This is a genomic window from Variovorax sp. JS1663, from assembly GCF_002157355.1.
Lineage (GTDB): Bacteria > Pseudomonadota > Gammaproteobacteria > Burkholderiales > Burkholderiaceae_C > Variovorax.
Map to the genome: position 1 here is coordinate 1 of NZ_LYMK01000072.1, position 25,046 is coordinate 25,046.

At 70.0% G+C, this 25,046-nt stretch carries 26 protein-coding genes and 3 pseudogenes; 11 read left to right on the forward strand and 18 right to left on the reverse strand.

Going from position 1 to position 25,046, the window contains the following annotated elements:
- Positions 1-55: 55 nt before the first annotated feature.
- The gene (locus A8M77_RS37335) at positions 56-178 is read right to left on the reverse strand and encodes a hypothetical protein (RefSeq protein WP_272947468.1); all 123 of its coding nucleotides are present in this window, start codon (positions 176-178) and stop codon (positions 56-58) included.
- 98 nt (positions 179-276) lie between these two features.
- Here A8M77_RS37335 and A8M77_RS32660 point away from each other — a divergent pair.
- Together A8M77_RS32660 and A8M77_RS32665 are read left to right on the forward strand one after the other, a co-directional pair.
- Positions 277-411, forward strand: a pseudogene (locus A8M77_RS32660) (MarR family transcriptional regulator); the annotation flags it as partial.
- Positions 412-428: 17 nt separating this feature from the next.
- Entirely contained in the window at positions 429-725 is a 297-nt protein-coding gene (locus A8M77_RS32665; protein ID WP_202820682.1) for a hypothetical protein, read from the forward strand.
- Positions 726-741: 16 nt separating this feature from the next.
- On the opposite strand, the gene A8M77_RS32670 is transcribed toward A8M77_RS32665, so the two are convergent.
- From A8M77_RS32670 to A8M77_RS32710, 9 genes are read right to left on the reverse strand one after another with little or no spacing between them, the layout of a single operon-like run.
- Positions 742-1,770: a uroporphyrinogen decarboxylase family protein gene (locus tag A8M77_RS32670; RefSeq protein ID WP_086925636.1), complete on the reverse strand. Its 1,029-nt coding sequence runs from the start codon at positions 1,768-1,770 to the stop codon at positions 742-744.
- 27 nt (positions 1,771-1,797) lie between these two features.
- Entirely contained in the window at positions 1,798-2,502 is a 705-nt protein-coding gene (locus A8M77_RS32675; protein WP_086925637.1) for an ABC transporter ATP-binding protein, read from the reverse strand.
- Positions 2,495-4,318, reverse strand: coding sequence for a branched-chain amino acid ABC transporter ATP-binding protein/permease (locus A8M77_RS32680; RefSeq protein WP_086925638.1), 1,824 nt, complete (start codon positions 4,316-4,318; stop codon positions 2,495-2,497). The genes A8M77_RS32675 and A8M77_RS32680 overlap by 8 nt, the downstream gene beginning before the upstream one ends.
- The gene (locus tag A8M77_RS32685; protein WP_086925639.1) at positions 4,315-5,181 is read right to left on the reverse strand and encodes a branched-chain amino acid ABC transporter permease; all 867 of its coding nucleotides are present in this window, start codon (positions 5,179-5,181) and stop codon (positions 4,315-4,317) included. The genes A8M77_RS32680 and A8M77_RS32685 overlap by 4 nt, the downstream gene beginning before the upstream one ends.
- 1 nt (position 5,182) lies before the next feature.
- Positions 5,183-6,400, reverse strand: a complete 1,218-nt coding sequence (locus tag A8M77_RS32690) for an amino acid ABC transporter substrate-binding protein (protein WP_192871712.1) — start codon at positions 6,398-6,400, stop codon at positions 5,183-5,185.
- A gap of 44 nt (positions 6,401-6,444) precedes the next feature.
- On the reverse strand, positions 6,445-7,410 hold the full coding sequence (locus tag A8M77_RS32695) for a Bug family tripartite tricarboxylate transporter substrate binding protein (RefSeq protein ID WP_086925640.1): 966 nt from the start codon (positions 7,408-7,410) through the stop codon (positions 6,445-6,447).
- Positions 7,411-7,441: 31 nt separating this feature from the next.
- Complete coding sequence (locus A8M77_RS32700; protein ID WP_086925641.1) at positions 7,442-8,581, reverse strand: CaiB/BaiF CoA transferase family protein; 1,140 nt, start codon at positions 8,579-8,581, stop codon at positions 7,442-7,444.
- Positions 8,578-9,384: a citryl-CoA lyase gene (locus tag A8M77_RS32705; protein ID WP_086925642.1), complete on the reverse strand. Its 807-nt coding sequence runs from the start codon at positions 9,382-9,384 to the stop codon at positions 8,578-8,580. Before A8M77_RS32705 ends, A8M77_RS32700 begins: the two co-directional genes overlap by 4 nt.
- A gap of 40 nt (positions 9,385-9,424) precedes the next feature.
- Positions 9,425-10,312, reverse strand: coding sequence for a dioxygenase family protein (locus tag A8M77_RS32710; RefSeq protein ID WP_086925643.1), 888 nt, complete (start codon positions 10,310-10,312; stop codon positions 9,425-9,427).
- A gap of 118 nt (positions 10,313-10,430) precedes the next feature.
- Here A8M77_RS32710 and A8M77_RS32715 point away from each other — a divergent pair, with 118 nt between their 5' ends.
- Positions 10,431-11,339, forward strand: a complete 909-nt coding sequence (locus A8M77_RS32715) for a LysR substrate-binding domain-containing protein (RefSeq protein ID WP_086925644.1) — start codon at positions 10,431-10,433, stop codon at positions 11,337-11,339.
- A gap of 22 nt (positions 11,340-11,361) precedes the next feature.
- Here the strand turns inward: A8M77_RS32715 and A8M77_RS32720 are convergent.
- Together A8M77_RS32720 and A8M77_RS32725 are read right to left on the reverse strand one after the other, a co-directional pair.
- Positions 11,362-11,526, reverse strand: a pseudogene (locus tag A8M77_RS32720) (twin-arginine translocation pathway signal); the annotation flags it as partial.
- A gap of 69 nt (positions 11,527-11,595) precedes the next feature.
- Positions 11,596-12,024, reverse strand: a complete 429-nt coding sequence (locus tag A8M77_RS32725; RefSeq protein WP_086925645.1) for a VOC family protein — start codon at positions 12,022-12,024, stop codon at positions 11,596-11,598.
- A 160-nt stretch (positions 12,025-12,184) separates the two neighbouring features.
- Here A8M77_RS32725 and A8M77_RS32730 point away from each other — a divergent pair, with 160 nt between their 5' ends.
- The 4 genes from A8M77_RS32730 to A8M77_RS32745 all read left to right on the forward strand — a co-directional run bounded on the left by A8M77_RS32730 (position 12,185) and on the right by A8M77_RS32745 (position 16,991).
- Complete coding sequence (locus tag A8M77_RS32730; RefSeq protein ID WP_086925646.1) at positions 12,185-13,135, forward strand: LysR family transcriptional regulator; 951 nt, start codon at positions 12,185-12,187, stop codon at positions 13,133-13,135.
- Between the two features lie 75 nt (positions 13,136-13,210).
- Entirely contained in the window at positions 13,211-14,674 is a 1,464-nt protein-coding gene (locus A8M77_RS32735; RefSeq protein WP_086925647.1) for a sulfatase-like hydrolase/transferase, read from the forward strand.
- Positions 14,671-16,044, forward strand: coding sequence for an FAD-binding oxidoreductase (locus tag A8M77_RS32740; protein ID WP_086925648.1), 1,374 nt, complete (start codon positions 14,671-14,673; stop codon positions 16,042-16,044). The genes A8M77_RS32735 and A8M77_RS32740 overlap by 4 nt, the downstream gene beginning before the upstream one ends.
- A complete protein-coding gene (locus A8M77_RS32745; protein WP_086925649.1) occupies positions 16,014-16,991 on the forward strand; it encodes a Bug family tripartite tricarboxylate transporter substrate binding protein in 978 nt (325 codons plus the stop codon). Before A8M77_RS32740 ends, A8M77_RS32745 begins: the two co-directional genes overlap by 31 nt.
- A gap of 42 nt (positions 16,992-17,033) precedes the next feature.
- On the opposite strand, the gene A8M77_RS32750 is transcribed toward A8M77_RS32745, so the two are convergent.
- Together A8M77_RS32750 and A8M77_RS32755 are read right to left on the reverse strand one after the other, a co-directional pair.
- A complete protein-coding gene (locus A8M77_RS32750) occupies positions 17,034-17,435 on the reverse strand; it encodes a cupin domain-containing protein (RefSeq protein WP_238137053.1) in 402 nt (133 codons plus the stop codon).
- Positions 17,436-17,583: 148 nt separating this feature from the next.
- Complete coding sequence (locus tag A8M77_RS32755) at positions 17,584-18,873, reverse strand: SGNH/GDSL hydrolase family protein (protein WP_086925650.1); 1,290 nt, start codon at positions 18,871-18,873, stop codon at positions 17,584-17,586.
- A gap of 112 nt (positions 18,874-18,985) precedes the next feature.
- On the opposite strand from A8M77_RS32755, the gene A8M77_RS32760 reads away from it, so the two are divergent.
- Positions 18,986-19,918: a LysR family transcriptional regulator gene (locus A8M77_RS32760; protein WP_086925659.1), complete on the forward strand. Its 933-nt coding sequence runs from the start codon at positions 18,986-18,988 to the stop codon at positions 19,916-19,918.
- A gap of 37 nt (positions 19,919-19,955) precedes the next feature.
- Entirely contained in the window at positions 19,956-20,636 is a 681-nt protein-coding gene (locus tag A8M77_RS32765; protein WP_086925651.1) for an NUDIX hydrolase, read from the forward strand.
- Between the two features lie 37 nt (positions 20,637-20,673).
- On the opposite strand, the gene A8M77_RS37075 is transcribed toward A8M77_RS32765, so the two are convergent.
- The 3 genes and pseudogenes from A8M77_RS37075 to A8M77_RS32780 form a co-directional block, all read right to left on the reverse strand.
- The gene (locus tag A8M77_RS37075; RefSeq protein ID WP_272947469.1) at positions 20,674-20,904 is read right to left on the reverse strand and encodes a GNAT family N-acetyltransferase; all 231 of its coding nucleotides are present in this window, start codon (positions 20,902-20,904) and stop codon (positions 20,674-20,676) included.
- Between the two features lie 23 nt (positions 20,905-20,927).
- Entirely contained in the window at positions 20,928-21,347 is a 420-nt protein-coding gene (locus A8M77_RS32775) for a VOC family protein (protein WP_086925660.1), read from the reverse strand.
- 27 nt (positions 21,348-21,374) lie between these two features.
- Positions 21,375-21,743 (reverse strand): annotated as a pseudogene (locus A8M77_RS32780) (VOC family protein); the annotation flags it as partial.
- A gap of 133 nt (positions 21,744-21,876) precedes the next feature.
- Here A8M77_RS32780 and A8M77_RS32785 point away from each other — a divergent pair.
- Positions 21,877-22,251, forward strand: a complete 375-nt coding sequence (locus A8M77_RS32785) for a hypothetical protein (RefSeq protein ID WP_086925653.1) — start codon at positions 21,877-21,879, stop codon at positions 22,249-22,251.
- 90 nt (positions 22,252-22,341) lie between these two features.
- On the opposite strand, the gene A8M77_RS32790 is transcribed toward A8M77_RS32785, so the two are convergent.
- Positions 22,342-23,355, reverse strand: coding sequence for a LysR family transcriptional regulator (locus tag A8M77_RS32790; RefSeq protein ID WP_143694863.1), 1,014 nt, complete (start codon positions 23,353-23,355; stop codon positions 22,342-22,344).
- A gap of 82 nt (positions 23,356-23,437) precedes the next feature.
- Between A8M77_RS32790 and A8M77_RS32795 the strand changes: the two genes are divergently transcribed.
- A complete protein-coding gene (locus A8M77_RS32795; RefSeq protein ID WP_086925655.1) occupies positions 23,438-25,003 on the forward strand; it encodes an AMP-binding protein in 1,566 nt (521 codons plus the stop codon).
- The last annotated feature ends 43 nt before the right edge of the window (positions 25,004-25,046 follow it).

The window sequence follows — 25,046 nt, forward strand, 5'->3', positions numbered from 1 at the left end:
GATGCTGGGCAATCACCGGAGATCAAGTAGTCTCCAAAACCTTGGACTCGCTAACTCAACACTGGCACGGCTGAAGGGGGCAGGTCACCGTTGCCGCGACGTGGATCGCTTGTGAAAGCTGGTATCCGTCGATCAGCCGGCGCAGAGCCTGCGCCGGCTTGAGGGAATCGTCCTGCATGCCTGCAGTTCCAAGCCCATGGAACGAAGGCGCATTGTGATCCGCTTCGGCGCGCGACAGCAGAAAATCCCGGCATCAAGGCAAATGGGGCTTTGACCATGGTGAGCAAGAAGCGCCCGGCCGACGCGGTGGACGCAATCCTCGATCAGTGGCGCCGCGAGCGGCCCGAACTCGACGTGGGCGCGATGGGCACCATCGGCCGCGTCAAGCGCTGCGCCGCCCTGCTGCAGCGCGAGCCGGGGAGCGCCTGATGATGCGCGTGTCGGCGATGAACCCGCTCATCGTCCAGGCCATCCTGGAGAAGCGCAGGCTGCGCTTTTCCTACAACGGGCGCGTGCGCCTGGTCGAACCGCAGTGCTACGGCATCGGCACCAAGGGCACCGAGCTGCTGCGCGCGCACCAGATCGATGGCGGCGCCCAGCGCGAGCCGCTGTTCGACGTGGCGAAGATGACGGCGCTCGTGCTGCTCGATGAGGTCTTCACGGTGCCGGGGCCGAACTACAAGCGCAACGACTCGGCGATGAAGACCATCTTCTGCCAGCTGTAGGCTTGCGCAGCGGACGTCAGGCCGCCGCATGCTCCTCGCGCAGCACCCGGGCGGCCGCCACCATCGCGCGCAGCTTTCCGATCGCCGCCGCGCGCGGCAGGTATTTCATGCCGCAGTCCGGCGCCAGGATCACGTTCTCCGGCTTCACGTAGGGCAGCGCGCGGCGGATGCGCTGGACGATGGTCTCCACCGATTCCACCTCGGGCGTGGACAGGTCGATGCAGCCCACCATGATCCGCTTGCCCTCCAGCGGCTGCAGCGCCGCGCAGTCCAGATTCGACTGCGCCGTCTCGATCGACACCTGCCTGCACCGGCACTGCGCCAGCTCGGGCAGAAAGGAATAGCCGCTCGGCCGCTGGTGGATGATGGCCGCATACCCGAAGCAGATGTGCACTGCGGTCGTGCCCGTGATGCCGTCGAGCGCGCGGTTGAGCGCATCCAGCCCGTACTGCCGCGCCTTCTCGGGCCGCGCCTGCATGTAGGGCTCGTCGATCTGCACCACGTCCGCGCCGGCGGCGAAGAGGTCGCGGATCTCGGCGTTGACCGCGTCGGCATAGTCCATCGCCGCCTCTGCCTCGGTCTCGTAGAAATCGTTCTGCGCCTGCTGCAGCATCGTGAACGGCCCGGGCACGGTGATCTTCACCTGCCGGTCGGTGTGCGCGCGCAGGAACTTCAGGTCTTCCACCTCCACCGCATGGCGGCGGCGGATGCGGCCGACGATGCGCGGCACCGGGTTGGGGTGGCCCGAGCGGTCCAGCGCCGTGCCGGGGTTGTCGAGGTCCACGCCGTCGAGCGCGGTCGCGAAGCGGTTCGAGTAGCTCTCGCGCCGGATCTCGCCGTCGCTCACGATGTCCAGGCCGGCCTCCTCCTGCGCGCGGATCGCCATCAGCGTCGCATCGTTCTGCGCCTCCTCCAGGTACTGCGGCGGAATGCGCCACAGCTCACGCGCCCGCACGCGCGGCGGGAAGCGGCCCGCGAGCTTGGCGCGGTCGATCAGCCACTCCGGCTGCGGAAAACTGCCGACGATGGTGGTGGGGAACAGCATGGGCTTCTCCGGTTGAATTCGAGGGCGTCACACGCCCAGGTACGCGTGCTGGATCTCGGGGCGCGCCATCAGCTCCTGCGGCAGGCCCTCGGCCACCACGCGGCCCTCCTCCAGCACGTAGGCGCGCTGCGACACCTCCATCGCCATCGCGACGTTCTGCTCCACCAGCAGCACCGAGATGCCCTCGGTGTTGATGCGCCGGATGGCGGCGAACATGTCGTTCACGATGCGCGGCGAGAGCCCGAGCGAGGGCTCGTCCAGCAGCAGCAGGCGCGGCCGCGCCATCAGCGCGCGCGCGATCGCCACCATCTGCTGCTGCCCGCCCGAGAGCTCGCCGGCCGGGCTCGCGAGCTTCTCCTCGATCACGGGGAAGAGCTCGATCACCTGGTCCAGCGTCTGGCGCCGCCGCGCCTTCGCCTCGCGCATGAAGCTGCCCAGCTCCAGGTTCTCCAGCACGCTCATGCCGGTGAAGAGCCGGCGCCCCTCGGGCACCAGCGCGATGCCGGCCTCGCAGAAGCGATGCGGCGGCAGCTGCGTGAGATCGCGCCCGTCGAGCACGATGCGGCCGGCGCGCGCGCGCAGCATGCCGGCGATGGCGCCGATCAGCGTGGTCTTGCCCGCGCCGTTCGGCCCGACCACGCACAGCAGCTCGCGGTCGCGCAGGTCGAGCGACACGCCCCACAGCGCGCGGGCCGCGCCATAGGCCACTTCGAGGTCGCGAATTTCAAGCATGGGCCACCTGCCCCAGATAGGCGCTCATCACCTCGGGGCGCTGCATCACGTCGCGCACCCCGCCCTCGGCCAGCAGCTCGCCATGGTTGAAGACCACGATGCGGTCGGTCAGCGCCATCACCGCGCGCATCACGTGTTCGACGAAGACGATGGTGGCGCCCTGGTCGCGGATGCGCCGGATCAGCGCCACCGCCTCGTCGATCTCGCTCGGCGTCAGCCCGCACAGCACTTCGTCGAGCAGCACCAGGCGCGGCCGCGAGGCCAGCGCGCGCGCCAGCTCGAGGAACTTGCGCTGGTGCAGGTTCAGGTCTTCCGGCCGCGCCATCGCCTTGTCCTGAAGCCCCGTGAACTCCAGCCATTGCATGGCCAGCCGATTGGCCTTCACGGGGTCGCCGATCGCGCCGCCGAACATCGTGGCGATGGCCACGTTCTGCAGCACGCTCAGGTGGCCGAAGGGCCGCGGGATCTGGTAGGTGCGCGCGATGCCGCTGCCCGCGATGCGGTGGGCCGGGAAGCCGTTGAGGCACTTGTCCTCGAACCAGATCGAGCCGCCGGTGGGCGTGTAATGGCCGCTCACCACGTTGATGAAGGTGGACTTGCCCGAGCCGTTGGGCCCGAGCAGGCCGAGGATTTCTCCGCGCCGCACCTCGACGTTCACGCCGGCCAGTGCACGCACGCCCTTGAAGGACTTGCGGAGGCCCTGCACGCGCAGCAGCACCTCGCCCGGGGTCTGGCTCCCTCTCCCTCTGGGAGAGGGTTGGGGAGAGGGTTGGGGAGAGGGTTGGGGTGAGGGCACCGGGCCTGCGCCATCGCCGTGCCGGTTCGAAGGGCCGGTCCCCTCGCCCAGGCCCTCTCCCAGAGGGAGAGGGGGCAAGGCAGGCGCGCGCCGCCAGACGCGCTGCACCCGCGCCAGGATGCCCTCCGGCATGAAGAGGATGGCCGCGATCAGGACCGCCCCGATCAGCGCCTTGCCCGCCACCGCATGGTCGGCCGCGGTGAAGCTGTAGAGCAGCCCGGTGATCGCCACCGCGCCGATCGCCGGCCCGGCCCAGTGGCGCGTCCCGCCCAGCACGCTCATCAGCACCACCGTCAGCGGCACCGCGATCGTGAACACCTCGCCCGCCGTCACATAGGAAAGGAAGAGCGCATGGATGCCCCCCGCCACCCCTGCCAGCGCGCAGGAGATCGCGAGCGCCAGCAGCTTGTAGCGGTAGGTCGGCACGCCCATCACCTCGGCTGCATCCTCGTCGTCGTGGATCGCGAACAGCCCGGCGCCGAACTTCGACACCTGGATGCCCCAGGCGATCAACAGCGTCGCCACCGCCGCGGCCAGCGCCAGCAGGTAGAAGGTCGACGAGGCCGTGGGCCCGATCTTCGGCACCGCCACCGCGGCCAGCGAGACGCCGTTGCCGCCGTCCAGCGGTGTGTTGACCACGATGGTCCCGATCACGAAGGTGATGGCCAGCGTCAGCAGCGCGAACAGCTCGCCGCGCACGCCCTTGACGCGGAACACCACCGCGCCCAGCGCCACGCCCAGCACCGCGGCCACGAGCGCGGCCACGGGCAGCGTCCACAGGAAGGGCCAGTCGAAGCGCGACATGAGGTTCGCGCTGGTGTAGATGCCCGCGCCGAAGAAGGCGCCGTGCCCGAAGGAGAAGTAGCCCGAGTAGCCCGACAGGATGTTCCACGAGGTGGCCAGCACCACCCAGTGCAGCACCAGGTACAGGAACGAGTCGTAGAACGCCGGCAGGCCCAGCTGCGGCAGGAAGGCCAGCGCCGCGCCGGCGGCGAGGATGAAGACAGGGGTTCGCTTCATGCCGCCTTCCCGGGCTTGAGGATGAGGATCACGATCAGCAGCGTGAAGGACACGATCGGCGCCCACGAAGGCGCGGTCACCGCCATCGTCACCGCCTCGCTCACGCCGATCAGCGTGCCGGCCACCAGCGGCCCGAGCGCGCTGCCCAGTCCGCCCAGCATCACGGCGGCGAACACCACGCCGATCCAGGCATACATCTGCGAGGGCGTGAGCGTGAAGCTCAGCGCCAGGCACACGCCCGCGATGCTCGCCAGCGCCGCGCAGGTGCCGGCCAGGATCAGCCCCAACGCCCGCTCGTTCACGCCGAAGGCCGCGGCCACCGGGCCGTCCTGTGCGGCGGCGCGAAGCGCGCGGCCCAGGTCGGTGTAGCGCAGCACCGCCCACACGGCGAAGGCCAGCGCCACGGCGATCACCAGCGTGATCAGTTCCGGCACCGGCACGAAGAGCCCGGCGACCTTGAACTTGTGCTCGCCGTAGCTCGACTCCAGCTTGCGGAAGTCGGCGGTCCAGATCGACTGGATCACGCTCTCGGCGATGCCCGTGAGCCCGAAGGTCAGCAGCAGCGAGTTGAAGGGCGTGACCGAGAAGCGCACCATCACCCAGTGCAGCGCCGCGCCCAGCGCGAAGAAGAGCGGCACGATCACCACCAGCGTCAGCAGCGGGTCCATGCCCATGGTCGCCATCTGGTAGCACAGGTAAGCCGCCAGGAAGGCGAAGGCGAAATGCGCCAGGTTGATCAGGCGCAGCAGGCCCCAGCTCAGGCTGAGGCCCAGGCCCATCAATCCGTAGAGCGCACCGACGAAGATGCCCGAGAGGATCGACTGGGACAGCAGCGAGATGCTGGGCAGCGTGAAGCCCGACATGTCAGGGAGTGATGAGTTTTGCGCCGCCGGACGTCACTTCCTTCGGCCACACCACCACCCACTTCCCATCCTGGATCTGCTTGATGCGCATCAGGTCGTCGCCGAAGTTGCCGGTGCCGTCGAAGCGCAGCTTGCCCTGCAGCGTGTCGACCCGGTTGGCCTTGAGCCAGGTGCCGATGGCCTTGTCGTCCAGGCTCTTGGTGTTGACCACGCCGGCCTCCAGGATCTGCCAGGCGGTGTACGAGGCGGCGGCCTGGGTCTCGACCGAGGTGTCGGGGAAGCCGGCCTTGGTCGCGCGCTCGCGGTAGATCTTCACGAACTCGGCCGCGCCCAGGTTGGCGGTGAAGGGCGGCTGGTCCTCGAAGATGGTGGCCGACAGCGCGTTCTTCGCATCCGGCGAGGCCAGCAGCGGCCCGGGCGCCGGGTACAGATAGAAGTGCAGCGGCGGCGCATAGTCGATCTTCTTCATCGCGTCGAGCAGCAGGTTGCCCTCCAGCCCGATCGCGCCGACCCACACGAAGTCGGGCTTGGCATCCTTCACGCGGTTGGCGATGGGGCCGAAGTCGCGGTTGCCGAAATCCCATTCGAGGAACAGCACCTCGGTCAGCCCGCGCTTCTTGATCACCTCGCGCGCGCCTGCGCTCATGAACTGGATCGAGGGGAACTTGCTGGTCACCACCGCCACCGTCTTCGGCGGCTTGCCCGAGGCCGCGAGCGCGTCGAAGAGCGTGTTGGGCACCGTGGTCGCCGGGTCGGAGCCGATCGACCAGGCCGGGAACTGCATGTCGTACTTCGCCAGCGAGGGAATGCCCAGCGTGTGGTGCACCAGCACCTTGTTGTAGCGCTGCGCCACGCCCATCGCCGAGAGAATGGCTCCGGTCGCATAGGGGCCCATCAGCAGGTCCACCTTGTCGGCGGTGACGAGCTGCTCGTAGAGCGTGCGCGCGAGATCGGGCTTGGACTGGTCGTCCTTCACCACCCACTCCACCGGCCGCCCCAGCAGGCCGCCGCGCTTGTTGAGCTGCTCGACGTAGATCTCGCCCACCAGCTTGTGGATCTGCGCGGTGGCCGAGAGCGGCCCGGTCAGCGCCAGCGTGCTGCCGATGCGCACCGGCTGGCCCGCGGGCTGCTGCGCGAGCGCGATGCCCGATGCGGCGAAGGCCAGGGCGGCCATGGCCGTGCGGCGGGGAATGCCTGGAAGCTGCTGCTGCGTCTTCATGATCCTCGTCTCCTATGGTTTTGTGATGCGAACGAAAGAAAGGGTCAATCCACCTGGGCGCCGGAACGCTTGACGAGCCCGGCCCACTTCACGAGTTCGATCTTGTTGAAGGGCTGCATCTCCTCCGCGCGCAGGGAGCGCGCCTCGATGCCCTGGTCGCGCAGCCGCAGGGCCACGTCGGACTGGGCGAGCGCGGCGGCGCCTGCCTTGCGCAGGTTCGCGAGCGTGTCCGCCGGCGTCGCGGCCGGCGCGTAGAGCATGAACCAGGCGACCAGGTCGAAGTCGGCGACGCCCTGCTCCATCAGCGTGGGCACCTCGCTTGCCGCCGCGCTGCGCACCGCGCCGCTGGCGCCCAGCGCGCGCAGCTTGCCGGCCTTGATCTGCGGCATCACCGCGGCCGGGTGATAGAACATGAAGTCCACCTGCGAGCCGATCACGCCCGTCAGCGCGGCCGCGCCTTCCTTGTAGGGCACGTGGATCATCTTGCCGCCCAGCCGCTGCGCCAGCAGCTCGCCCGCCAGGTGCCCCGAGGTGCCGTTGCCGGCCGAGGCGAAGGTCACGCCGGCCGGGCGCGCCGCGGCCTGGGCCAGGTCCTTCAGTGACTTGATGGGCGACTCGGCCGACACCACCAGCAGCGTCGGCGTGTAGCCGACGAAGGCCACCGGCGCGAAGTCGCGCAGCGGGTCGTAGGGCAGCTTGCTGAAGAGCGATGCGTTGATGGCGTGCGTGCCCACCGTGCCCATCACCAGCGTGCGGCCGTCGGGCGCGGCCTTGGCCACCAGGTCGCTGCCGGTCGAGCCGCCCGCGCCGGCGCGGTTGTCCACGATCACCGGCTGCTGCAGCTGCTTGCCCAGCGCCTCGCCCACCACGCGCGCCACCTGGTCGGTGGTGGTGCCGGCGCCGAAAGGCACGATCATCTTGATGGGGCCCTTGTCCTGCGCGGCGGCCGTGGTGCCCAGCGCCACCAGCAGCGCGGCGGCCAGGCATCGCATCGTCGTCCTGAAATTCATGGCTTGTCTCCGTCCTTGTTGTCTTGCGGGCTCAGTGGCGCTGCTTCAGCGAAGCGCGTATCTCATCGTTGTGCTCGCCCAGCATCGGCGGCGGCCGCACCTCGAGCGCGCGCACGCCGTCGAAGCTGACCGGCGAGCGCACCGTGCGGAACAGGCCCATCACAGGGTGCTCGGCCGAGGTCATCAGCTGCAGGTGCTTGGCCTGCGGGTCTTCCAGCGCCTCGCTGGTGTCGTACATCGGCGCGTGCGGCACGTCCTCGCACGCCAGGCGGCGGCACCACTCGTCGCGCGGCTGGGTGCGGAAGCGCTCGCCCAGCAAGGCGATCAGCGTCTCCTGGTTGTCGATGCGCGCCTCGCGGGTGGCGAAGCGCGCGTCCTCGAAGATGTCCGGCTGCTCGATCGCCACCGCCAGGCCGCGCCAGAACTTCTCCGGCGAGGACATGTGCAGCGCGATCCACTTGCCGTCCGCGCAGCGCAGCACGTAGGACTGCGACACGCTCGGCCGGCTGTAGGGCCCCATCACCTCGTCGACCTGGAAGTAGTGCGTGAAGGCATCGAGGTTGAAGTGCGTCATCGCCTCCAGCATCGACACCTCCACCTTGCGGCCCGTGCCCGTGCGGCCGCGCTCGAACAGCGCGCCCAGTGCGCCGTAGGCGGCATAGAAGCCCGTCAGCGCATCGGCGATGGCGGGGCCCACCACGCGCGGGTTCTCGGGGTTCACCAGCAGGTTGAGGAAGCCGCTGGCCGCCTGCGCGACCGTGTCGTAGGCCGGCCGCCCGGCCGCCGGGCCGGTGGCGCCGAAGCCGCTGATGGCGACGTAGACCAGCTTCGGGTTGAGCGCCCGCAGCCGCTCCGCGCCCACGCCCAGCTTCTCCGCCACGCCGGGGCGGAAGTTCTGGATGTAGACGTCGGCATCCGCGATCAGCGCATCGAAGACCTCGCGGTCGGCCGCGTCCTTGGTGTCGAGCGTGATGCTGCGCTTGTTGCGGTTGTAGGTCTGGTAGTGCGGGCTGTACAGGCCGTTCTTGAAGGCGCGGAAGGGGTCGCCCGTCTGCGGTACCTCCACCTTGATCACGTCCGCGCCCAGGTCGCCCAGCAGCATGCCGGCGGCCGGCCCCGTGATGAAGGTGCCCTGCTCGATGACCTTGAGGCCCTGGAGGACGGGGATCATGCGTGCGTCCCGAAACCCGGGGGCACCTCACCCTCGTACTCGACTTCGCGCGTCGCTTGGTACGACAGCGCGAAGCCGATCGGCTGGCGGATCTCCTCCACCATGTGCGCGATCAGCCCCGCGGTGCGCGCGAGCATCGGCACGCCCTTGAGCGCTTCGACCGGGAAGCCCGCGCCCAGCAGCACCGCCGGGATCGCGCCCGAGACGTTCAGCCGCAGCGGTTTGTTGAGCAGCCCCGGGATCAGGCGTTCACAGGCCTCCGCGATCTCGACGAAGCGCAGGCTCGTGCCGGCGGCCTTGGCCGCGTCGAACAGCGCGCCCACGCGCGCGTCGCGCTCCTTGTGCAGCGGGTGGCCGTAACCCGGGACCGAGCGGCCCGCCGCGCGCCAGGCTTTCATCACCGACAGCGCCGCCTCGTCCATCGGCGTGCCGGCCTGCATCTGCGCATCGATCTCGGCGTACATGCGCCCCGCCGTCTCCGACGAGCCCAGCACCACCGAGCCGCAGCCCAGGATGCCTGCCGCCACCGCGCCCTGCATCGCGTCGGGCGCGGCGGCGAAGGTCATGCGCGCGGCCTGCACGCTGGGCACCAGCCCGTGCTCGGCGATCGCCACCAGCGTGGCGTTGAGCACCGCGGCCTGGCCCGCGCTCGGCATCTGCCCGGTCAGCAGCAGGAAGAAATGGTCGACGAAGGCGATCTTGCCGATCAGCTCCTTCGACAGGTCGCGCCCGCGGATCACGATGGTGTGTTCGTCCGAGGTGCAGATGGCCGTGCGCGGCACGGTGGCCTTGCCGATCTTCATGAGGGTCCTTGCAAAGAGAAGTGAGTAGAGGGAGCGGTGCTCAGGTCGGCACCGGCGCGAGACGCACGTCGAAGCTCGCCGAGTAATAGGGCACGGGCATCTCGCGCCCGTCCACCGCCTTGCCCGGCGGGTGCGACTCGAAGTCCACCACCAGGCTGTCGCGCTTGCCGAACACCGCGTCCTGCTCGATGTACGGGCTGCCGCCGACGAACACCTGCGTGGTCAGCGTCACATGCCCCGGCGCCGAGACCTGCAGGTGGATGTGGCCGGGCCGGTAGATGCTGCGCTCGGTGGCGCGCATCATGTCGCCCACCGGGCCGTCGTCGGGAATCGGGTAGTACGCGGGCCGGATCGACCAGAACCAGTAGCGCCCCTGCGCATCGGTGCGAAAGCGCCCGCGCGCCGCCATCGTCGGCTCGCTGCTCAGCTGCACGTCGTACTTGCCTTCGCCGTCGCCCGACCACACGTCGAGCAGGGCGCCTTCCAGCGGCGCGCCGTGCACGTCGGTCACGCGGCCCATGTAGAAGGTGGGCTCGCCGCGCGCGTCGCCGCGGATGTCGGCGCCCAGCGGCTGCTCGGGCGCGCCGGCCCAGTAGAAGGGGCCTTCCACCGTGGCCTCGGTCGCCTCCGTCGCGCCCTGGGCCGGGCCGCTGGCGCGCGCCTGGTCCAGCGCCACCACCATCATCGACAGGCCCAGCGTGTCCGACAGCAGGATGAATTCGGGCCGCTTGTCGGTGGAGATCCGCCCCGTGGCCTCGAGGAACTTCATCGCCGCGAGCCATTCCCCGGGCTTCAGGTCCACCTCACGCGCGTAGGCATGGATGTGCTTCACCAATGCCGTGATCAGCTCGCGCAGGCGCGGGTCGGGCGTCTTGGCGAAGGCATCGAGCACGTCCTGGGTGATGCTGTCCTGGTTGTAGTCGGCCACGTCGCGTCTCCTGTTGTCTCTCTGGTGTGGCGTGGACGATAGGCCTCGGGAAAGCCAGCGACAAATGATGAATTTCCATGGATATCATCGATGCTGTCGATCATTCGCAGGGGTTTTCATGGAGATGCGCCATCTGCGCTACTTCGTCGCGCTGGCCGATTGCCTGAGCTTCACGCGGGCCGCGGAGCGGGTGCACGTCACCCAGTCCACCCTGTCGCACCAGATCAAGCAGCTCGAGGACGAGCTGGGCCAGCCGCTTTTCGAGCGCATCGGCAAGAAGGTCGTGACCACCGAGGCCGGCGAGCTGCTGCGCGGCTTTGCCGCCCGCGCGCTGAGGGAGGTCGACCAGGGCGTCGCCCTGCTCAAGCCCGGGTCCGGCAACCTCACGGGCCAGGTGCGCATCGGTGCCACGCACACCTTCAACATCGGCCTGATCCCCGAATGCGTGGCGCTCTCGCTGGCGCGGCATCCCACGGTGCGCATCACGGTCGAGGAACTGGCCGCCGAGGTGATCGCCGCGCGGCTGGTGGCGGGCGAGCTGGACCTCGGCATCTCCTACCGGCCCGAGGACCCGCGGGGCCTGTGGTTCGAGCCGCTCTACAACGAGGAGATGGTGCTGGTCGTCGCCACCGCGCACCCCCTGGCCGAGCGCAAGCGCATCCGCATGGTGGAGCTGCACCGGCAGGACCTGGTGCTGGTGTCGCGGGCCTTCTCCACACGGACGATGCTGGAGGAGTGCTTTCGCGCGGCGGGCTGCGAGCCGACCGTGGTGGCCGAGATGTCGACCGTGGCGCCGATGCTCGCGCTGGTGGCGCGCACGATGATCGGATCGATCGTGGCCATCAACGCGGTGCCGGAGGGCATGCCGGGGCTGAAGGTGATTCCGCTGGAAAGCCCGACGCCGATCCGCACGCCGGGCATCCTCTGGCGGCTCGGCGAAACGAGGCCCGCCGTGGTGCAGTCCTTCGCGGTGATCCTGCGCAAGACCGCGCTGGGCAACAGCCTGCGGCGCGAAGGGCCGGGGTGAATCGCGCCGCGAATCCCTCGGGCTAGACGCGCACCTCGCTGATCTTCGCTCCCTGCAGCGATACACCCGCCTCCAACCCGAGGTTGGTCAGCACGAAGCCGATGACCGGCTGGCGCATCGTCTGCGTGTCGATCCGGCCGTTGGCGCCCATCGTGGCGGCGGCCACCGTGGCGTCCGCGCCCGCGGTTCAGCCCTTGGTGGAGCCGGCCTCTTGCGCGTGAAGATGTAGGACGTTGAAGCAAGGCTGCGCGGCCCCTCAGAACGTGACCTTCACCGACGGCGCGCTGCGTTGCGCCTCGCCGTGGAACACCGCTTCGATGTTGTTCCCGTCCGGGTCCAGCACGAAGCAGGCGTAGTAGCCCGGGTGGTAGGGCCGCTCGCCGGGCGCGCCGTTGTCGGTGCCGCCATGCGCCAGCGCGGCCTCGTAAAAGGCATCGACCGTCGCCCTGTCCCCGGCCTGGAAGGCCAGGTGGTGGCGCCCGGTCAGCTCGCCCTGCGCGGCTTCGCTGTCGGCCGTGGACACGAACAACTCGTCCGCCCAGAAATAGCCTTCGCCGGTGCCGCCCAGCGGAATCTTCAACACCTCGAACACCGCCGTGTAGAAGGCCTGGCTCGCGGGCAGATCGCGCACGACCAGCTGGATGTGGTCGATCAGGCGCCCGCGGTGCAGCTCTTGGGTTTCCATGCATGCGCTCCTTGGAAGAGTGGAAGACAGACCGCCGACAATGCCGACCCAAGCCGGCGGCGAACGACACGCGAGTTTGCACGCGGCTCGCACCTGCGGGGTGTGAGAACGCGTGCTTGTCCCCTGTAGGACCGCCGGGCCGGAGACATCGAGCACGCCCATGAACATCACCCTGCGCCAGCTCCGCTATTTCGTCGAGATCGCCCAGAGCCGCAGCTTCTCGCGCGCGGCCGAACACCTCAGCATCGCGCAGCCCGCGCTGAGCCAGAACATCTCGGCGCTGGAGGAAGACCTCGAGGTCGTGCTGTTCAAGCGCCACGCGCGCGGCGCGGAACTTTCGCCCGCCGGGCGCCTGCTCTTCGACAAGGCCGTCGACCTGCTCGCGCGCACCGACGCGCTCAAGGAACAGGTCGCGGGCCGGGATGTGCGGCCCTCCGGCGCAGTGCGTCTTTCGATCGCCGGATCGATCGCCGGCCTGCTGGTGGCGCCGCTGCTGCGGGCCATGGCCGAATCCTTCCCCGGCATCGAGCTGACGGTGCGCGAAGGCATGTCGTCCGAGGTCCGGGCGCAGGTGGAGTCGGGCCAGGCGCAGTTGGCGGCCGTACCGAGCCCTTCGGAGCTCCAGGGCATGGAGTCGCTGCCCTTGTTCGAGGAGCGCTTCATGCTCTTCGGTGCCGCCGCGTCCATGCGGCGCAAGCCCGCGCAGATGAGCTTCGAGCAGGTTGCGGCGCTTCCGCTGGCGGAGCCCGACGGCGCCCACGACCTGCGCAAGATCATCGAGCGGGCCGCGAGCGCGACGGGGCGGCGGCTCGACGTGCGCTACGAACTCAACAGCCCGGCGATGCTGATCGGCGTGGTGCGCGAGGGCCTCGCCTTCTCGATCATGCCGCCTAGCGCCTGCCACGACGCGGTGCTGGCCAAGGCGATCGCCGGCCGGCCGGTGGCTGGCCCGGCGCTCACCCGCGTGCAGGCGGTCGTGTGGCCGCGCGACCGGCCGCTGGCGCCCGCGGCCGAGGCGGTGCGCGACACGCTCGTCACGCTGGTGCACGGCATGGTGCGCGACGGCCGGCTCCACGGCAGCCTTCCCGGGGCGAGCCATAAGAAAAAATGAAAGCGGCGTATCCGCAGACAGTATTGGATTCGCAGCGCCGGAGCGCTCACAGTCTCCTTCAACAGGAGACAAGACATGGCAGAGAAGAGAAACGTCGTGGTCATCATGTCCGATGAGCACGACCCGCGCATGATGGGATGCTCCGGCCATCCCTTCGTGCAGACGCCGCATCTCGATGCGCTCGCGCGCCGCGGCGTGCGCTTCACCAATGCCTACACACCCAGCCCGATCTGCGTGCCGGCGCGTGCCGCGTTCGCGACCGGCCTGCGGGTGCACCAGCTGCGCCTGTGGGACAACGCCATGCCCTACACCGGCGCACAGCGCGGCTGGGGCCATGTGCTGCAGGAGCACCGCATCCGCGTGGAAAGCATCGGCAAGCTGCACTACCGCAGCGAGGAGGACCCTGCTGGCTTCGACGCCGAGCACCTGCCGATGCACGTGGTCGGCGGCCACGGCATGGTGTGGGCCTCCATCCGCAACCCCTTCCGCCCGCGGCCCGACGGCCCGCGCATGCTGGGCGAGCGCATCGGCCCCGGCGAATCGTCGTACACGCAGTACGACCGCGCGGTGACGCAGCGCGCGGTCGATTGGCTGGGCGAGGCCGCCCGGCGCGCCGAGCAGGGCTTCGTGCTGTACGTGGGCCTGGTCGCGCCGCATTTCCCGCTGGTGGTGCCCGAGGCCTTCTACAACCTCTACCCTCTCGACAGCCTGCCCGAGCCCAAGCTGCACCCCGCCACCGGCTACCTGCGGCATCCGTGGGTGCAGGAGTACTGCGACTTCATGCCTTCGGAAGAACGCTTTGCCGATGCGCACGAGCGGCGCCGCGCCTTCGCCGCCTACTACGGCCTGTGCAGCTGGCTCGACCACAACGTCGGCTTGATGTCGGCCGCCCTGCGCGAAGCCGGGCTCGAGGACAGCACGCAGCTCATCTACACCTCCGACCATGGCGACAACCTCGGCGCGCGCGGCGTGTGGGGCAAGTCCACGCTGTACGAGGAGAGCGTGAAGGTGCCGATGCTGCTGGCCGGCCCGGGCGTCGCGCCCTCGGTGTGCGACACGCCGGTCGACCTGCTGGACCTGTTCCCGACCATCCTCGAAGGAGCCGGCCTCGACCCGGCGCCGGAGATGGCGGGCCGGCCGGGGCGCTCGCTGTACGACATCGCGGCCGCCGCGCCCGAGCCCGAGCGTCCGATCCTCAGCGAGTACCACGCGGCGGGCAGCAACAGCGCCGGCTTCATGCTGCGCAAGGGGCGCTGGAAATACCACCACTATGTCGGCTTCCGGCCCGAGCTCTTCGACCTGCAGGACGATCCCGAGGAACTCGTCGATCTCGCCGGCAGCGCCGCGCATGCGCACGTGCTCGCCGAGATGCACCAGGCCCTGCTGGCGATCTGCGACCCCGAGGCGGTCGACCGGCAGGCGCAGGCCGACCAGGCCCGGCTCATCGAACACTACGGCGGGCCGGATGCTGCGCACCAGCTGGGCTCGTCCACGTCCACCCCGGTCAGGATGCAGGCCTCGGTGAGGCCGGCGCCATGAATGCGACCGCCATCGACGAGCGCTTCCTGAAGGACTGGAGCGGCCTGCCGCACGGCATGCCGAGCGAGCTGCACCGCCCGACCACCACCGAGGAAGTCGCCGCCCTCGTGCGCCGCTGCCGCGCCGAGGGCCGCCGCATCACCGTGCAGGGCGGCATGACCGGCCTGGCGGGCGGGGCCGTGCCCGGCGATGGCGACGTGGTGATCAATCTCGAGCGCATGAACCGCATCGAAGACATCGATGCGCTCGAAGGCGTCATGCAGGTGCAGGCCGGCGCGACGCTGCAGCAGGTGCAGGAGGCGGCCGCCGCGCAGGGCTGGATGTTCGCGGTCGACCTCGGCGCGCGCGGCAGCTGCACCGTGGGCGGCAATGCGGCGACCAACGCGGGCGGCATCCGTGTGATCCGCTACGGCACCATGCGCGACTCGGTGCTGGGCGTCGAAGCGGTGCTCGCCGACGGCACGGTGGTGTCCTCGCTCACGCGCCTGGTCAAGAACAGCACGGGCTTCGATCCGCGCTTCCTCTTCATCGGCACCGAGGGCACGCTGGGCATCATCACCCGCCTCACGCTGCGGCTGCATCCGCCGATGGGCGAGGTGGCTGCCGCCTGGGTGACGGCCGACCGCTTCGAGGCCCTGCCCGACTTGCTGCGTGCGCTCAAGGGCCGCATGGGGCCGGCCCTCTGCGCCTTCGAATTCATGTCCGGCCGTTTCGTGGGACTGGCTTCGCGGCTTTGCGAACAGGCCGCGCCACTGGGCGCCGCGGCCCCCTGGCATGTGCTGGTGGAAGCCGCCGGATCGGCCGGCCAGTCGATGGAAGACGCGCTGCAGTCGGCCCTGGCCGATTCGCTGGGGAGCGGCGGCATCACCGACTGCGCCTTCGCCGCCACCCTGGCGCACCGCGAGGCCTTCTGGCGCCTGCGCGAATCGATCCCGGAAGTGCTGTCGCACCTCAAACCCACGGCGGCGCTGGACATCGGCATGCCGTGGGCCGACACCGCGGGCTACATCGGCGAGGTCGAGGCCGCACTGACCCAGCGTGTTCCCTCCGCCGAGCATCTGTTCCTCGGCCACCTCGGCGACAACAACCTGCACCTCATCAGCGGGCCGGTCGATGCGCAGGCGCTGCATGCGGTGGAGGAGACCGCCTACGGCGCGCTGCGCGGACGCCGCGGCACGATCAGCGCCGAGCACGGCGTCGGCCGGCTCAAGAAGGAATTCCTGCTCGTCTCGCGCAGCCCGTCGGAAGTCGAGCTCATGCGGCGCCTCAAGCGGGCCCTGGACCCGCAGCAGCTGCTCAACCCGGGCCGGATACTCGATCAGAACGAAGGAGACATCGAATGCAACGCAGAACCGTCCTCGCCGCGCTAGGCGCCTCCCTGGCCACTGGCATGGGCCGGGCCTTCGCGCAGTCCTACCCCGGCGCGCCGGTGAAGATGATCGTTCCCTACGCCGCCGGGGGCGGCATCGATGCCGTCGCGCGCCTGATGGCGCAGGGCCTGGGCGAGGCGCTGCGGCAGAGCTTCGTCGTCGACAACCGCGCCGGCGCCGGCGGCATGCTGGGCGCCGAAGCCGCATCGAAGGCGGCACCGGATGGGTACACGGTCCTCTTCGCCGGCAATCCGGAGCTGACCATCGCGCCTTCGCTCCACGGCAAGGCGCCGTATGCGCCCCTGAGCGACTTCATTCCCATCATGCTGGTGTCCCAGTCGCCCAACCTGCTGGTCGCGAACGCCTCCCTGGGCGCGAAGACATTGCGTGCCGCGCTCGAGGCGGCGCGCAAGGCGCCGGGCGGCATCACCATCGGCACGCCCGGCAACGGCACGCCGCAGCACATCGCCGTGGAGCTGCTGCGCTCGCAGCTCGGCATGGACATCGTGCACGTGCCCTACAAGGGCGCGGCGCCTGCCACGGTCGCGGCCCTCGGCGGCGAGGTGTCCTTCGCGCTGGTTGGCGCGCCGCCGCTGCTTTCGCACCTGCAATCGGGCAAGCTGGTGGCGCTGGCCGTCACGCAGCCGAAGCGCTCGCCGCTGGTGCCCGACGTTCCGACCCTGGGCGAAGCGCTGGGCCTGATGCGCGACGACGACTTCGTCGCGTGGTACGGCTTGCTGGTGCCTGCGCGCACGCCTGCCGAGGTCGTCCAGCAGCTGGAGAAGTCCGCCGCGGCGGTATTGCAGCGGCCGGAGACGCGGGCCAAGCTCGTCGCCCTGGGCACCGACCTGGTCGCCATGCCGGGCCGGCAGTTTGCCGAGCGCATGCGGCTGGAGACGAAGCAGTACGGGGACATCATCAAGCGCTTTGCGATCAAGGCGACCTGAGAGCCTGCGCTGAGCTCGCCGTGCATTCAGGCGGTCAACCGCCTATTTCGCCGGCACGATCAGCGGCTTGCCCTTGGCCACCACGTACGTGGCGAGCTCGGCCGCTTTGACGGTGCCGACGTTCCGCGCCAGGTGGTTCGCGCCGGCCGGAATGTACAAGGCCTGGCCGGCCTGGAGCGTGACCGGGGCCTGGCCTTCCACCTGGTACTCCAGCGTGCCTTCCAGCACATAAGCGACCTCCACGCCCGGATGCGAGTGGTTCGCCGACACCGCGCCGGGGGCGAAGTCGACGCGTGCCTGGATGATCTCCTGCCCCGAACGGCCGAGCTCATGCTGCAGGATGTCGGTGCGGCCGATGCCGGCAGGCTGCGCATGCGCGAAGCCCATGGCGAGGCTGCTGCCCGCGATCAGCAGGGCGGTGGCGAAGGTTCGAATCTTGGTCACTGGGAAATCCTTTGGTCGTTGAATCGGAGTCCCTATTGCATCGGCGGCGCGTATCTCCGGTGTGTCGGGATGGCGGGGTTTTTGAATGCTCTCGTGTCCGCGCCGGCCCTGGATACAGGGCCATACAAAAAGCACCGCCCCGCACGCATCAAGGCTGCGACACCCGCTCGCCAAGCAGCGCATCGAGATCGATCGCCTGCGCCATCGCCTTCGCACCCGTGTCGCCCGGATGCAGGTGGTCACCCGAGTCGTAGGCCGGCAGCAGCCGCGACGGGCGCGCCGGGTCGCGCAGCAACGCGTCGAAATCCACCACCGCATCGAACTCGCCGCCCTCGCGGATCCAGCGATTGACGGTCTGCCGCACGCGGTCCTTCGAGGGGCTGTGGTGCCCTTCGATCGGTGTGCCCTGCAGCGCGTTCTCGTTCGGCGCGATGGTGCCGCCCACGATGCGCACGTTGTGCGCGTGCGCCTGGGCGATCAGCTGGCGCAGGCCGTCGATCATGGCCTCGGCTGTCATTGGCGGCTCCTGCGGTGCGAAGGGGCCGCCCGGCCAGCCGATGTCGTTCGTGCCCAGCATCACGACCATCGCGCGCACGCCGGGCTGGCCCAGCACGTCGCGCTGCACGCGGGCCAGCGCGCTCAGCCCCATGCCCGGCTTGAGCAGGCGACCGCCGGAGATGCCGGCATTCAGCACCGCCACGCCGCGCCCGCTCAGCCGCTCGGCCAGCGCATCGGGCCAGCGGCGGTCCGCATCCGGCGTGCTGCCATTGCCGTCGGTCAGCGAATCGCCGAGCGCGACCACCGTCTTCGGCGGCGTGGGCGACTCGACCATCAGCGCGCTCAGGAACACGCGGGTGCCCAGCGTCGTGGCGTTGGCCGGCAGGCGCGCCGCGGCGGTCTGGTCGCCCTCGGCCACATACGCCGTCTGGTGCGCATCCCAATGAAAGGTGGACGGCGCCGTCGGCTGCGGCAGGTACAGCGACACCGCCACGCGGCCCAGCGCCGGCACCGGCAGGTCGACCGGATCGCTCACCGCGCGCGTGCCCGGCGCCAGCACCACCTCGCCGCGGCCGCCGAAGCGCAGGGGCCGCTCGCTGCCCGCCTCCACCGCCGAACCCTCGCGATGCCGCGCCACCGAGGCCGCGCCGATGCGCAGCGGCGTCGTGCCGAACTCGTTGCTGATTTCCACCCGCAGCCGCGGCCCACCGATGCTCACCCGCGCCACCTGGCGCAGCGTCTGCCGGTTGAACTGGAAAGGCACGTTGGTGGGCAGCACGAAGTCGCCCTGCCAGAGCGGCTGCGGTGCCGCCGTCCAGCTGGGCGCCCAATGCGTGGCGAGCGGGCCAGCGGCGGCGCCGTGCGCGCCCAGCGACAGAACGGCAGCCAGCGCGGCCGCGCCGGCGAAGCGGGCCCATGGGGTGCGAAGAACGGAAGGCATCTCGAATCTCCTGGATGAAAAAGCGAAGAGGTGCCTGCACTGTCCCGCATGCCCGATCCGTTGAGAAGAAGGCAGAATGGAATCGACCGAATTCCAGATTCGAATACCCACCATGGACACCCTCCGCGCCCTCAAGGCCTTCGTCCACAGCGTCGAGCTCGGCTCCCTCTCCGGCGCGGCGCGGGCCATGCACACCACGCAGCCCACGGTCAGCAAGCTGCTTTCCGCGCTGGAGCACGCGATCGGCGCGCGGCTCCTTCAGCGCGGCGCCGCGCGCCTCGCCCTCACCGACGAAGGCCGGCGCTTCCACGAGCGCGCGCAGCGCCTGCTGGAGGACTACGACGAGGCGCTCGCCGAGCTGCACGCGCAGACGCAGACCGCGAGCGGCCTGCTGCGCCTGAGCGCGCCCCGCGCCATGGGCGAGCTGCGCGTCAACGCGATGGTGCTGGCCTTCCTCGAGCGCCATCCGCAGATCGAGATCGAGATGCTGCTGGAAGACCGCTTCATCGACCCGGTGGAGGAGCGCATCGACGTCGCGCTGCGCCTGGGCGGCCCCCTGCCGCAGAACCTCGTCGCCCGCCCCGCTGGCAGCTGGCCCCGCTGGCTGGTCGCCGCGCCCGACTACATTGCGCGCCGCGGCCGCCCGCGCCAGCCGCAGGCGCTCACGGCGCACGACTACATCCGCTATGCCTCCGGCGCCGACGACGGCCTGGTCCTGCGCGACGAGCGCGACGGCCGCAGTGTCGACGTGCCCGTGCGCAGCCGCTACCGCGTCAACAGCGCCGTGGCTATGCTCGACTGCGTGCGCCAGGGCGTCGGCATCGCGCTGCAGCCCGCCTGGGCGGTGGCGGACCGGGTCGCCACGCGCGAGCTCGTGCGCGTGCTGCCGCGCCACACCGGCCCCGTGCAGCAGGCCCATCTGCTCTACGCGCCCCGGCGGCAGCAGCCCTTGCGCGTGCGGCTGCTGGTCGAGTTCCTCGCGGAGCAGCTCGCCCGGCTGCCGGGCCTGAAGCCGCAGGAGCGCCGTGCCCCGCAGGCCGGCTGATCGGCGCCGTGCCGCGCCCTTGCGCCAGAATCACCCGATGCCGCGCTCCCACCTTCCCCTGCCGGCCGACGACGCCCTGCGCAGCCGCATCGCCGGCCGCCTGCAGGCCTTCGAGCGCCACGCGCTGAACCCGCCGGGCGCGAAGCGCGCCGCCGTGGCACTCGCCATCATCGAGGAAGGCTTCGGCGCCGTGCTGCCCGGCATGCGCGCGCCTACGATGTGGAGCACCGAGGCCGCCGTGCTGCTGACCCGCCGCGCCCTCACCCTGCGCAATCACCCCAACCAATGGGCCCTGCCGGGCGGCAGCGTCGACGATGGCGAGACGCAGGAGCAGGCCGCCCTGCGCGAGCTGCACGAGGAAGTGGGGCTCCAGCTCGATGCGTCCGCGATCCTCGGCCGGCTCGACGACTTCGCCACCCGCTCGGGCTTCGCCATCACGCCGTTCGTGGTCTGGGCCGGCTCCGCGCGTTCCCTGGTGCCGAGCGAGGCCGAGGTGGCCAGCATCCACCGCATCCCGGTCAGCGAGTTCATGCGCGCCGACGCGCCGCTGCTCGACCCCATCGAGGACAGCGTGCACCCCGTGCTGCGCATGCCCGTGGGCGACACCTGGATCGCCGCGCCGACCGCGGCCTTCCTCTACCAGTTCCGCGAGGTGTGCATGGCGGGGCGCATCACCCGCGTCGCGCACTACGAGCAGCCGCTCTTTGCGCGCAGATAGGCCTGCTGGCCCTGGCCCGCTCGCCCCGAGCCATGCGTCATGGTCGGCGGGGCTCACGCAGCATGGGCGTGACGAGCGGTGCCGAACCCACCTGGATCTCGCCTATCACCTTGAAACCATGGCGCTGGTAGAACGGGATGTTCTGCGGTTTCGAAGCCTCGAGATATGCCAGTGTTCGCTCCTGGTCGCAACGGGCGAGAGCGTGACGCATCAACGCCGCCCCGATGCCTTTTCCCTGTGCGTTCGGCTCGACGCCAATCTGCGGCAAGTACCTGAAAACGCCGCCCGCCTTCAGCCAAGCTGCTCGGCAAGCCCGACGATGATGCCCTCCGGCCCACGAATGTAGGCGAGCCGATACGATTTCTCGTACTGCATCCGGCCGATGAGTTCTGCTCCGTGGGCCTGCATCCGCGCAATGACGGCATCGATGTCATCAACGGCGAACATGATGCGACGAAGACCCAGAGCGTTCACCGGCGCGTCCATGGGTCCGAACCTGACTGCACTGGGCGTATGGAATTTGTCCAGTTCAATTCCCTGCCCATCGGGAGTCCGCAGCATCGCGAGGGTTGCTCGGACGTCTCCGAGTCCTATAAGGCTCCCGACCGCAGTCCCTTCAACCGTGTTCTGGCCCTCGACCTCGAGGCCCAACTCGATGAAGAACGCCTTCACCGCCTCGAGGTCGTCGACAACGATCAGGACGTTGTCCATTCGCTTCACCGTCTTGGCTTCGGTCCTCTCGGGCTCGTTGCAAACCACTTCGACGTTGTGCCCATCCGGACCGATGACGAACGCTGCGTAGTAGTTCGCGTGGTAGTGGGGGCGCAGACCCGGCGCCCCGTTGTCCTGGCCACCCGCCGCCAGTGCCGCGCGATAGAAGGCGTCCACCTGCCCACGGTTCTGGGCCTTGAACGCCAGGTGAAGATGCGCCGGCTTCTCCGCGGTCTGGAACAGGCACAGCGAGGCCTGGCCCTTCGGGCTCATCTCGACGCCGTAGCTCGGCTGTCCCTCTCCCACCACGGCGACGCCGAGCGGCTCGAGTGCCTGGAGAAAGAAATCCTTGCTCGCTGCAAAGTCGCTGACGCCGAACTTGACGTGGTCAAACATGGGTTCTCCTGAAAGATCCGATTATTTCCACGACATGAACACCGGGGTGCGAAAACGCACATGCACGAGGCCCCTTGCGGGCGCAAACTTCTTCCCACACCAACCCCATTCAACGACCTGAAGGAATCCGATCATGAACACCGCTTCCAAGCTCATCTCCGGCTTTGCACTCGCGATCCTCGCTGCCGCAGGCGTCCACGCAGAAACCTATGACGGCGTGGCCAAGGTCACGTCGACCCAGAGCCGCGCGGCGGTCCGCGCCGAAGGCGTCGCGGCTGCACGCAGCGGCGACCAGTTCAGCGACGTCGCCGGGCAAGGCGTGACCCACATCGCCAGCTCGGTCGAGCGCGGCTCGGTCCGCTCGCAGGGAGTCGCCGCTGCCCGCAGCGCGAACCCTTACGCGGAAGGCTACGGCCAAGGCGTCACGCGCGTCGAATCGCAGGTCGACCGCGCCAGCGTGCGCACCCAGGCCCGCGCAGCCGCCCGCGGCGATCGCCTCGCGATCTGAAGCTGAAGCGCATCGCGCGAGAAAGGCCGGGCCGAGCCCGGCTTTTCTTCGTGCGTTCAACCCGCGGGAAGGCGTTCCCGCGCAGGGGCTTCAGCCGCGCCCCTGTTTCTTCACCCTGGCGGCCGGCGCCGCGCTCGCCGATCGCCGCCGCGCCGGGCCCGCCCCCGCCTCGCCCCGCGCCGTTTCCTCCAGCAGCTCCAGGAAGCGCTGCGCCAGCGGCGGCAGCACCACGCCCCGGCGCGTCAGGGCACCGATGGTCCGGGTGAAACGCGCCTCCGCCATCGGCAGCGGCGCCAGCCCCTGACCACTGCTCGTGCCCAGCTGCGACTCGCTCATGATCGACACCAGGTCGCTCTGCGCGATCAACTGGTTCAACTGCCCGCCCGCCGTGTTGCCCATTTCCACCGTCACCCGCGGCGGCGGCAGGCCGGCCTCGGCCAGGCGGCCTTCCACGTTGCGCCGCGCCGCCACCGCCGGGCCGGGCAGGATCCACTGCGCATCCATCAGGTCCGCCAGCCGCAGGCGCCGCTTCGCGAGCAGCGGGTGGTGCTCCCGCACCACCAGGCACAGCGCGTCGTCCATCAGCGGCAGCGCGTGCAGGTCCGGCGGGATCGCGCCCGGCAGCGCGTTGATCGACACGTCGATGTCCCCCAGCCGCAGCGCCGCGATCAACGCGTCGTTCAGGTTGAGCATCACCCGCAGCCGCGCCGCCGGCCGCTGCCGGTGCAGCGCCACCGTCGCCGGCACGAACAGCCGCTGCGCGTAGAGCGGCGAAACGCCCACCCGCAGTACGCCCAGTGCGCCCAGGTGCATGTCCGCCGCCTCCTTGATCGCGTCGCCCAGGCTCGCGCGCAGCGCCTGCGTGCGCTCGCGGAACTGCACCGCCACCGCGGTGAGCTGCATGCCGCGGCTGCTGCGCTCGAAGAGCGGAAAGCCCAGCTCCTTCTCCAGCCGCTGCAGGCCTTGCGTGATCGCCGGCTGCGACACGTCCAGCGCCGCCGCGGCCGCGCGCACCTTGCCGTGGTGCGCCACCGCCAGGAAGTAGTCGATGTCGTCGAGCCGCACGCCCATGGGATGCCTCCATTCGCCTTGCCGGGTGATCACGCCAGCTTATCAAGACGGGCCGCTCGCTTATCCAACGCATCCTCTCGCCTTCCTAGACTGCACCCACACGGAGACACACCTTATGAACCTCGGCATGTACACCGCGCGCAGCGCACGCTTCTGGGCCGACCGGCCCGCCATCCTCTTCCGCGACCGCGCGGTGACGTATGCGGAACTGGAGCAGCGCTCCAACCGCCTCGCGCACGCCCTGCTCGCCCTGGGCCTGCAGCGCGGCGACCGCGTCGCCGTCGTCTCCCCCAACCGCCCGGAGATCGTCGAGCTCGAATGCGCGCTCTACAAGGCCGGCCTGGTCAAGGTCGCGCTCAACGCGCGCCTGGCCCCGGCCGAGCTCGCCGACGCGCTCGCCAACGCCGAGCCGGCCGCCTGCCTCGCCGGCCCCGAGCACCGCGCCATGGTCGACGAAGCCGCCGCGCCCCTGCCCGGCCTGAAGCACCGCATCGCCTTCGCGCCCGCGCCGGCCGAGGGCGGCTGGCTCGACTACGAGGCCCTGCTCGCCGACGCGCCCGACACGCACATCCACGTCGACATGCGCCCCGACGAGTTGGCCGTGCTGCACTACACCTCCGGCTCCACCGGCAAGCTCAAGGCCGCCATGCAGACCGTCGGCAACCGCATGGCGTCGCTGCGCAAGGTCTCCATGGGCCGCATGCATGCCCAGCGCGGCGACGTGCTGATGCTCTGCGGCCCCATCACCCACGCCAGCGGCATGTTCATCCAGCCCATGCTCTACCAGGGCGCCACCGTGCTGCTGATGGAGCGCTTCCAGCCCGCCGAGATCCTGGAGGCCATCGAGAAGCACAAGGTCACGATGTGCTTCTTCGTCCCCGCGATGATCAACGCCCTGCTGGCCGAGCCCAGCATCCGCACCCGCGACCTCAGCAGCCTGCGCCTGGTCTCCTACGGCGCCGCGCCCATGTCCCCCGCGCGCATCCGCGAGGCCTGGGCCGCCTTCGGCCCGGTGCTCGCGCAGGGCTACGGCGCCGGCGAGACCACCGGCGGCGTCATCGCCCTCACCACCGAAGACCACGCGCTCGCCATCGAGGGCGGCCGCCCCGAGCTGCTCTCCGCCTGCGGCCGCCCCGCCTGCGAATCCGACATCCAGGTGCTCGACACAAAGGGCCGCTCCGTCGAGGGCGACGAGATCGGCGAGATCTGCGTGCGCGGCCCCGACGTCTTCGCCGGCTTCTGGCGCGCCCCCGAGCCCACCCGCGACGCGCTCGGCGACGACGGCTGGCTCCACACCGGCGACCTGGCCCGCGTCGACCGCGAGGGCTACATCCACATCGTCGACCGCAAGAAGGAGATGCTGGTCTCCGGCGGCTTCAACGTCTACCCCACCGAGGTCGAGGCCGTGCTCGCGCAGCACGAATCGGTGTACGAGGTCTGCGTTATCGGCGTGCCCGACGACCACTGGGGCGAATCGGTCAAGGCCATCGTCGTGCTGCGCGACGGCGCCCGCGCCGAGGCCGGCGAGCTCATGGACTTCTGCCGCGGCCGCCTGGCCGACTTCAAGCGCCCGCGCTCCGTCGACTTCACCAATCACCTGCCCAAGAACGCCAACGGCAAGCTCTCACGCAAGGACGTGCGCGAGCCCTACTGGCGCGGCCGCGAGCGGCGCGTCAACTGAACAGAGAGCGAGGAGCCCACGCCATGGACGCCACCACCACCCC

Coding starts and splice junctions, on each gene's coding strand:
- A8M77_RS32735 (WP_086925647.1), top strand. CDS start 13,211: ATGGCAGAGAAGAGAAACGTCGTGGTCATCATGTCCGATGAGCACGAC.
- A8M77_RS32740 (WP_086925648.1), top strand. CDS start 14,671: ATGAATGCGACCGCCATCGACGAGCGCTTCCTGAAGGACTGGAGCGGC.
- A8M77_RS32795 (WP_086925655.1), top strand. CDS start 23,438: ATGAACCTCGGCATGTACACCGCGCGCAGCGCACGCTTCTGGGCCGAC.
- A8M77_RS32715 (WP_086925644.1), top strand. CDS start 10,431: ATGGAGATGCGCCATCTGCGCTACTTCGTCGCGCTGGCCGATTGCCTG.
- A8M77_RS32700 (WP_086925641.1), bottom strand. CDS start 8,581: ATGATCCCCGTCCTCCAGGGCCTCAAGGTCATCGAGCAGGGCACCTTC.
- A8M77_RS32685 (WP_086925639.1), bottom strand. CDS start 5,181: ATGTCGGGCTTCACGCTGCCCAGCATCTCGCTGCTGTCCCAGTCGATC.
- A8M77_RS32745 (WP_086925649.1), top strand. CDS start 16,014: ATGCAACGCAGAACCGTCCTCGCCGCGCTAGGCGCCTCCCTGGCCACT.
- A8M77_RS32690 (WP_192871712.1), bottom strand. CDS start 6,400: ATGAAGACGCAGCAGCAGCTTCCAGGCATTCCCCGCCGCACGGCCATG.
- A8M77_RS32680 (WP_086925638.1), bottom strand. CDS start 4,318: ATGAAGCGAACCCCTGTCTTCATCCTCGCCGCCGGCGCGGCGCTGGCC.
- A8M77_RS32755 (WP_086925650.1), bottom strand. CDS start 18,873: ATGCCTTCCGTTCTTCGCACCCCATGGGCCCGCTTCGCCGGCGCGGCC.
- A8M77_RS32675 (WP_086925637.1), bottom strand. CDS start 2,502: ATGCTTGAAATTCGCGACCTCGAAGTGGCCTATGGCGCGGCCCGCGCG.
- A8M77_RS32785 (WP_086925653.1), top strand. CDS start 21,877: ATGAACACCGCTTCCAAGCTCATCTCCGGCTTTGCACTCGCGATCCTC.
- A8M77_RS37335 (WP_272947468.1), bottom strand. CDS start 178: ATGCAGGACGATTCCCTCAAGCCGGCGCAGGCTCTGCGCCGGCTGATC.
- A8M77_RS32765 (WP_086925651.1), top strand. CDS start 19,956: ATGCCGCGCTCCCACCTTCCCCTGCCGGCCGACGACGCCCTGCGCAGC.
- A8M77_RS32695 (WP_086925640.1), bottom strand. CDS start 7,410: ATGAATTTCAGGACGACGATGCGATGCCTGGCCGCCGCGCTGCTGGTG.
- A8M77_RS32665 (WP_202820682.1), top strand. CDS start 429: ATGATGCGCGTGTCGGCGATGAACCCGCTCATCGTCCAGGCCATCCTG.
- A8M77_RS32670 (WP_086925636.1), bottom strand. CDS start 1,770: ATGCTGTTCCCCACCACCATCGTCGGCAGTTTTCCGCAGCCGGAGTGG.
- A8M77_RS32760 (WP_086925659.1), top strand. CDS start 18,986: ATGGACACCCTCCGCGCCCTCAAGGCCTTCGTCCACAGCGTCGAGCTC.
- A8M77_RS32705 (WP_086925642.1), bottom strand. CDS start 9,384: ATGAAGATCGGCAAGGCCACCGTGCCGCGCACGGCCATCTGCACCTCG.
- A8M77_RS32775 (WP_086925660.1), bottom strand. CDS start 21,347: ATGGACAACGTCCTGATCGTTGTCGACGACCTCGAGGCGGTGAAGGCG.
- A8M77_RS32730 (WP_086925646.1), top strand. CDS start 12,185: ATGAACATCACCCTGCGCCAGCTCCGCTATTTCGTCGAGATCGCCCAG.
- A8M77_RS32725 (WP_086925645.1), bottom strand. CDS start 12,024: ATGGAAACCCAAGAGCTGCACCGCGGGCGCCTGATCGACCACATCCAG.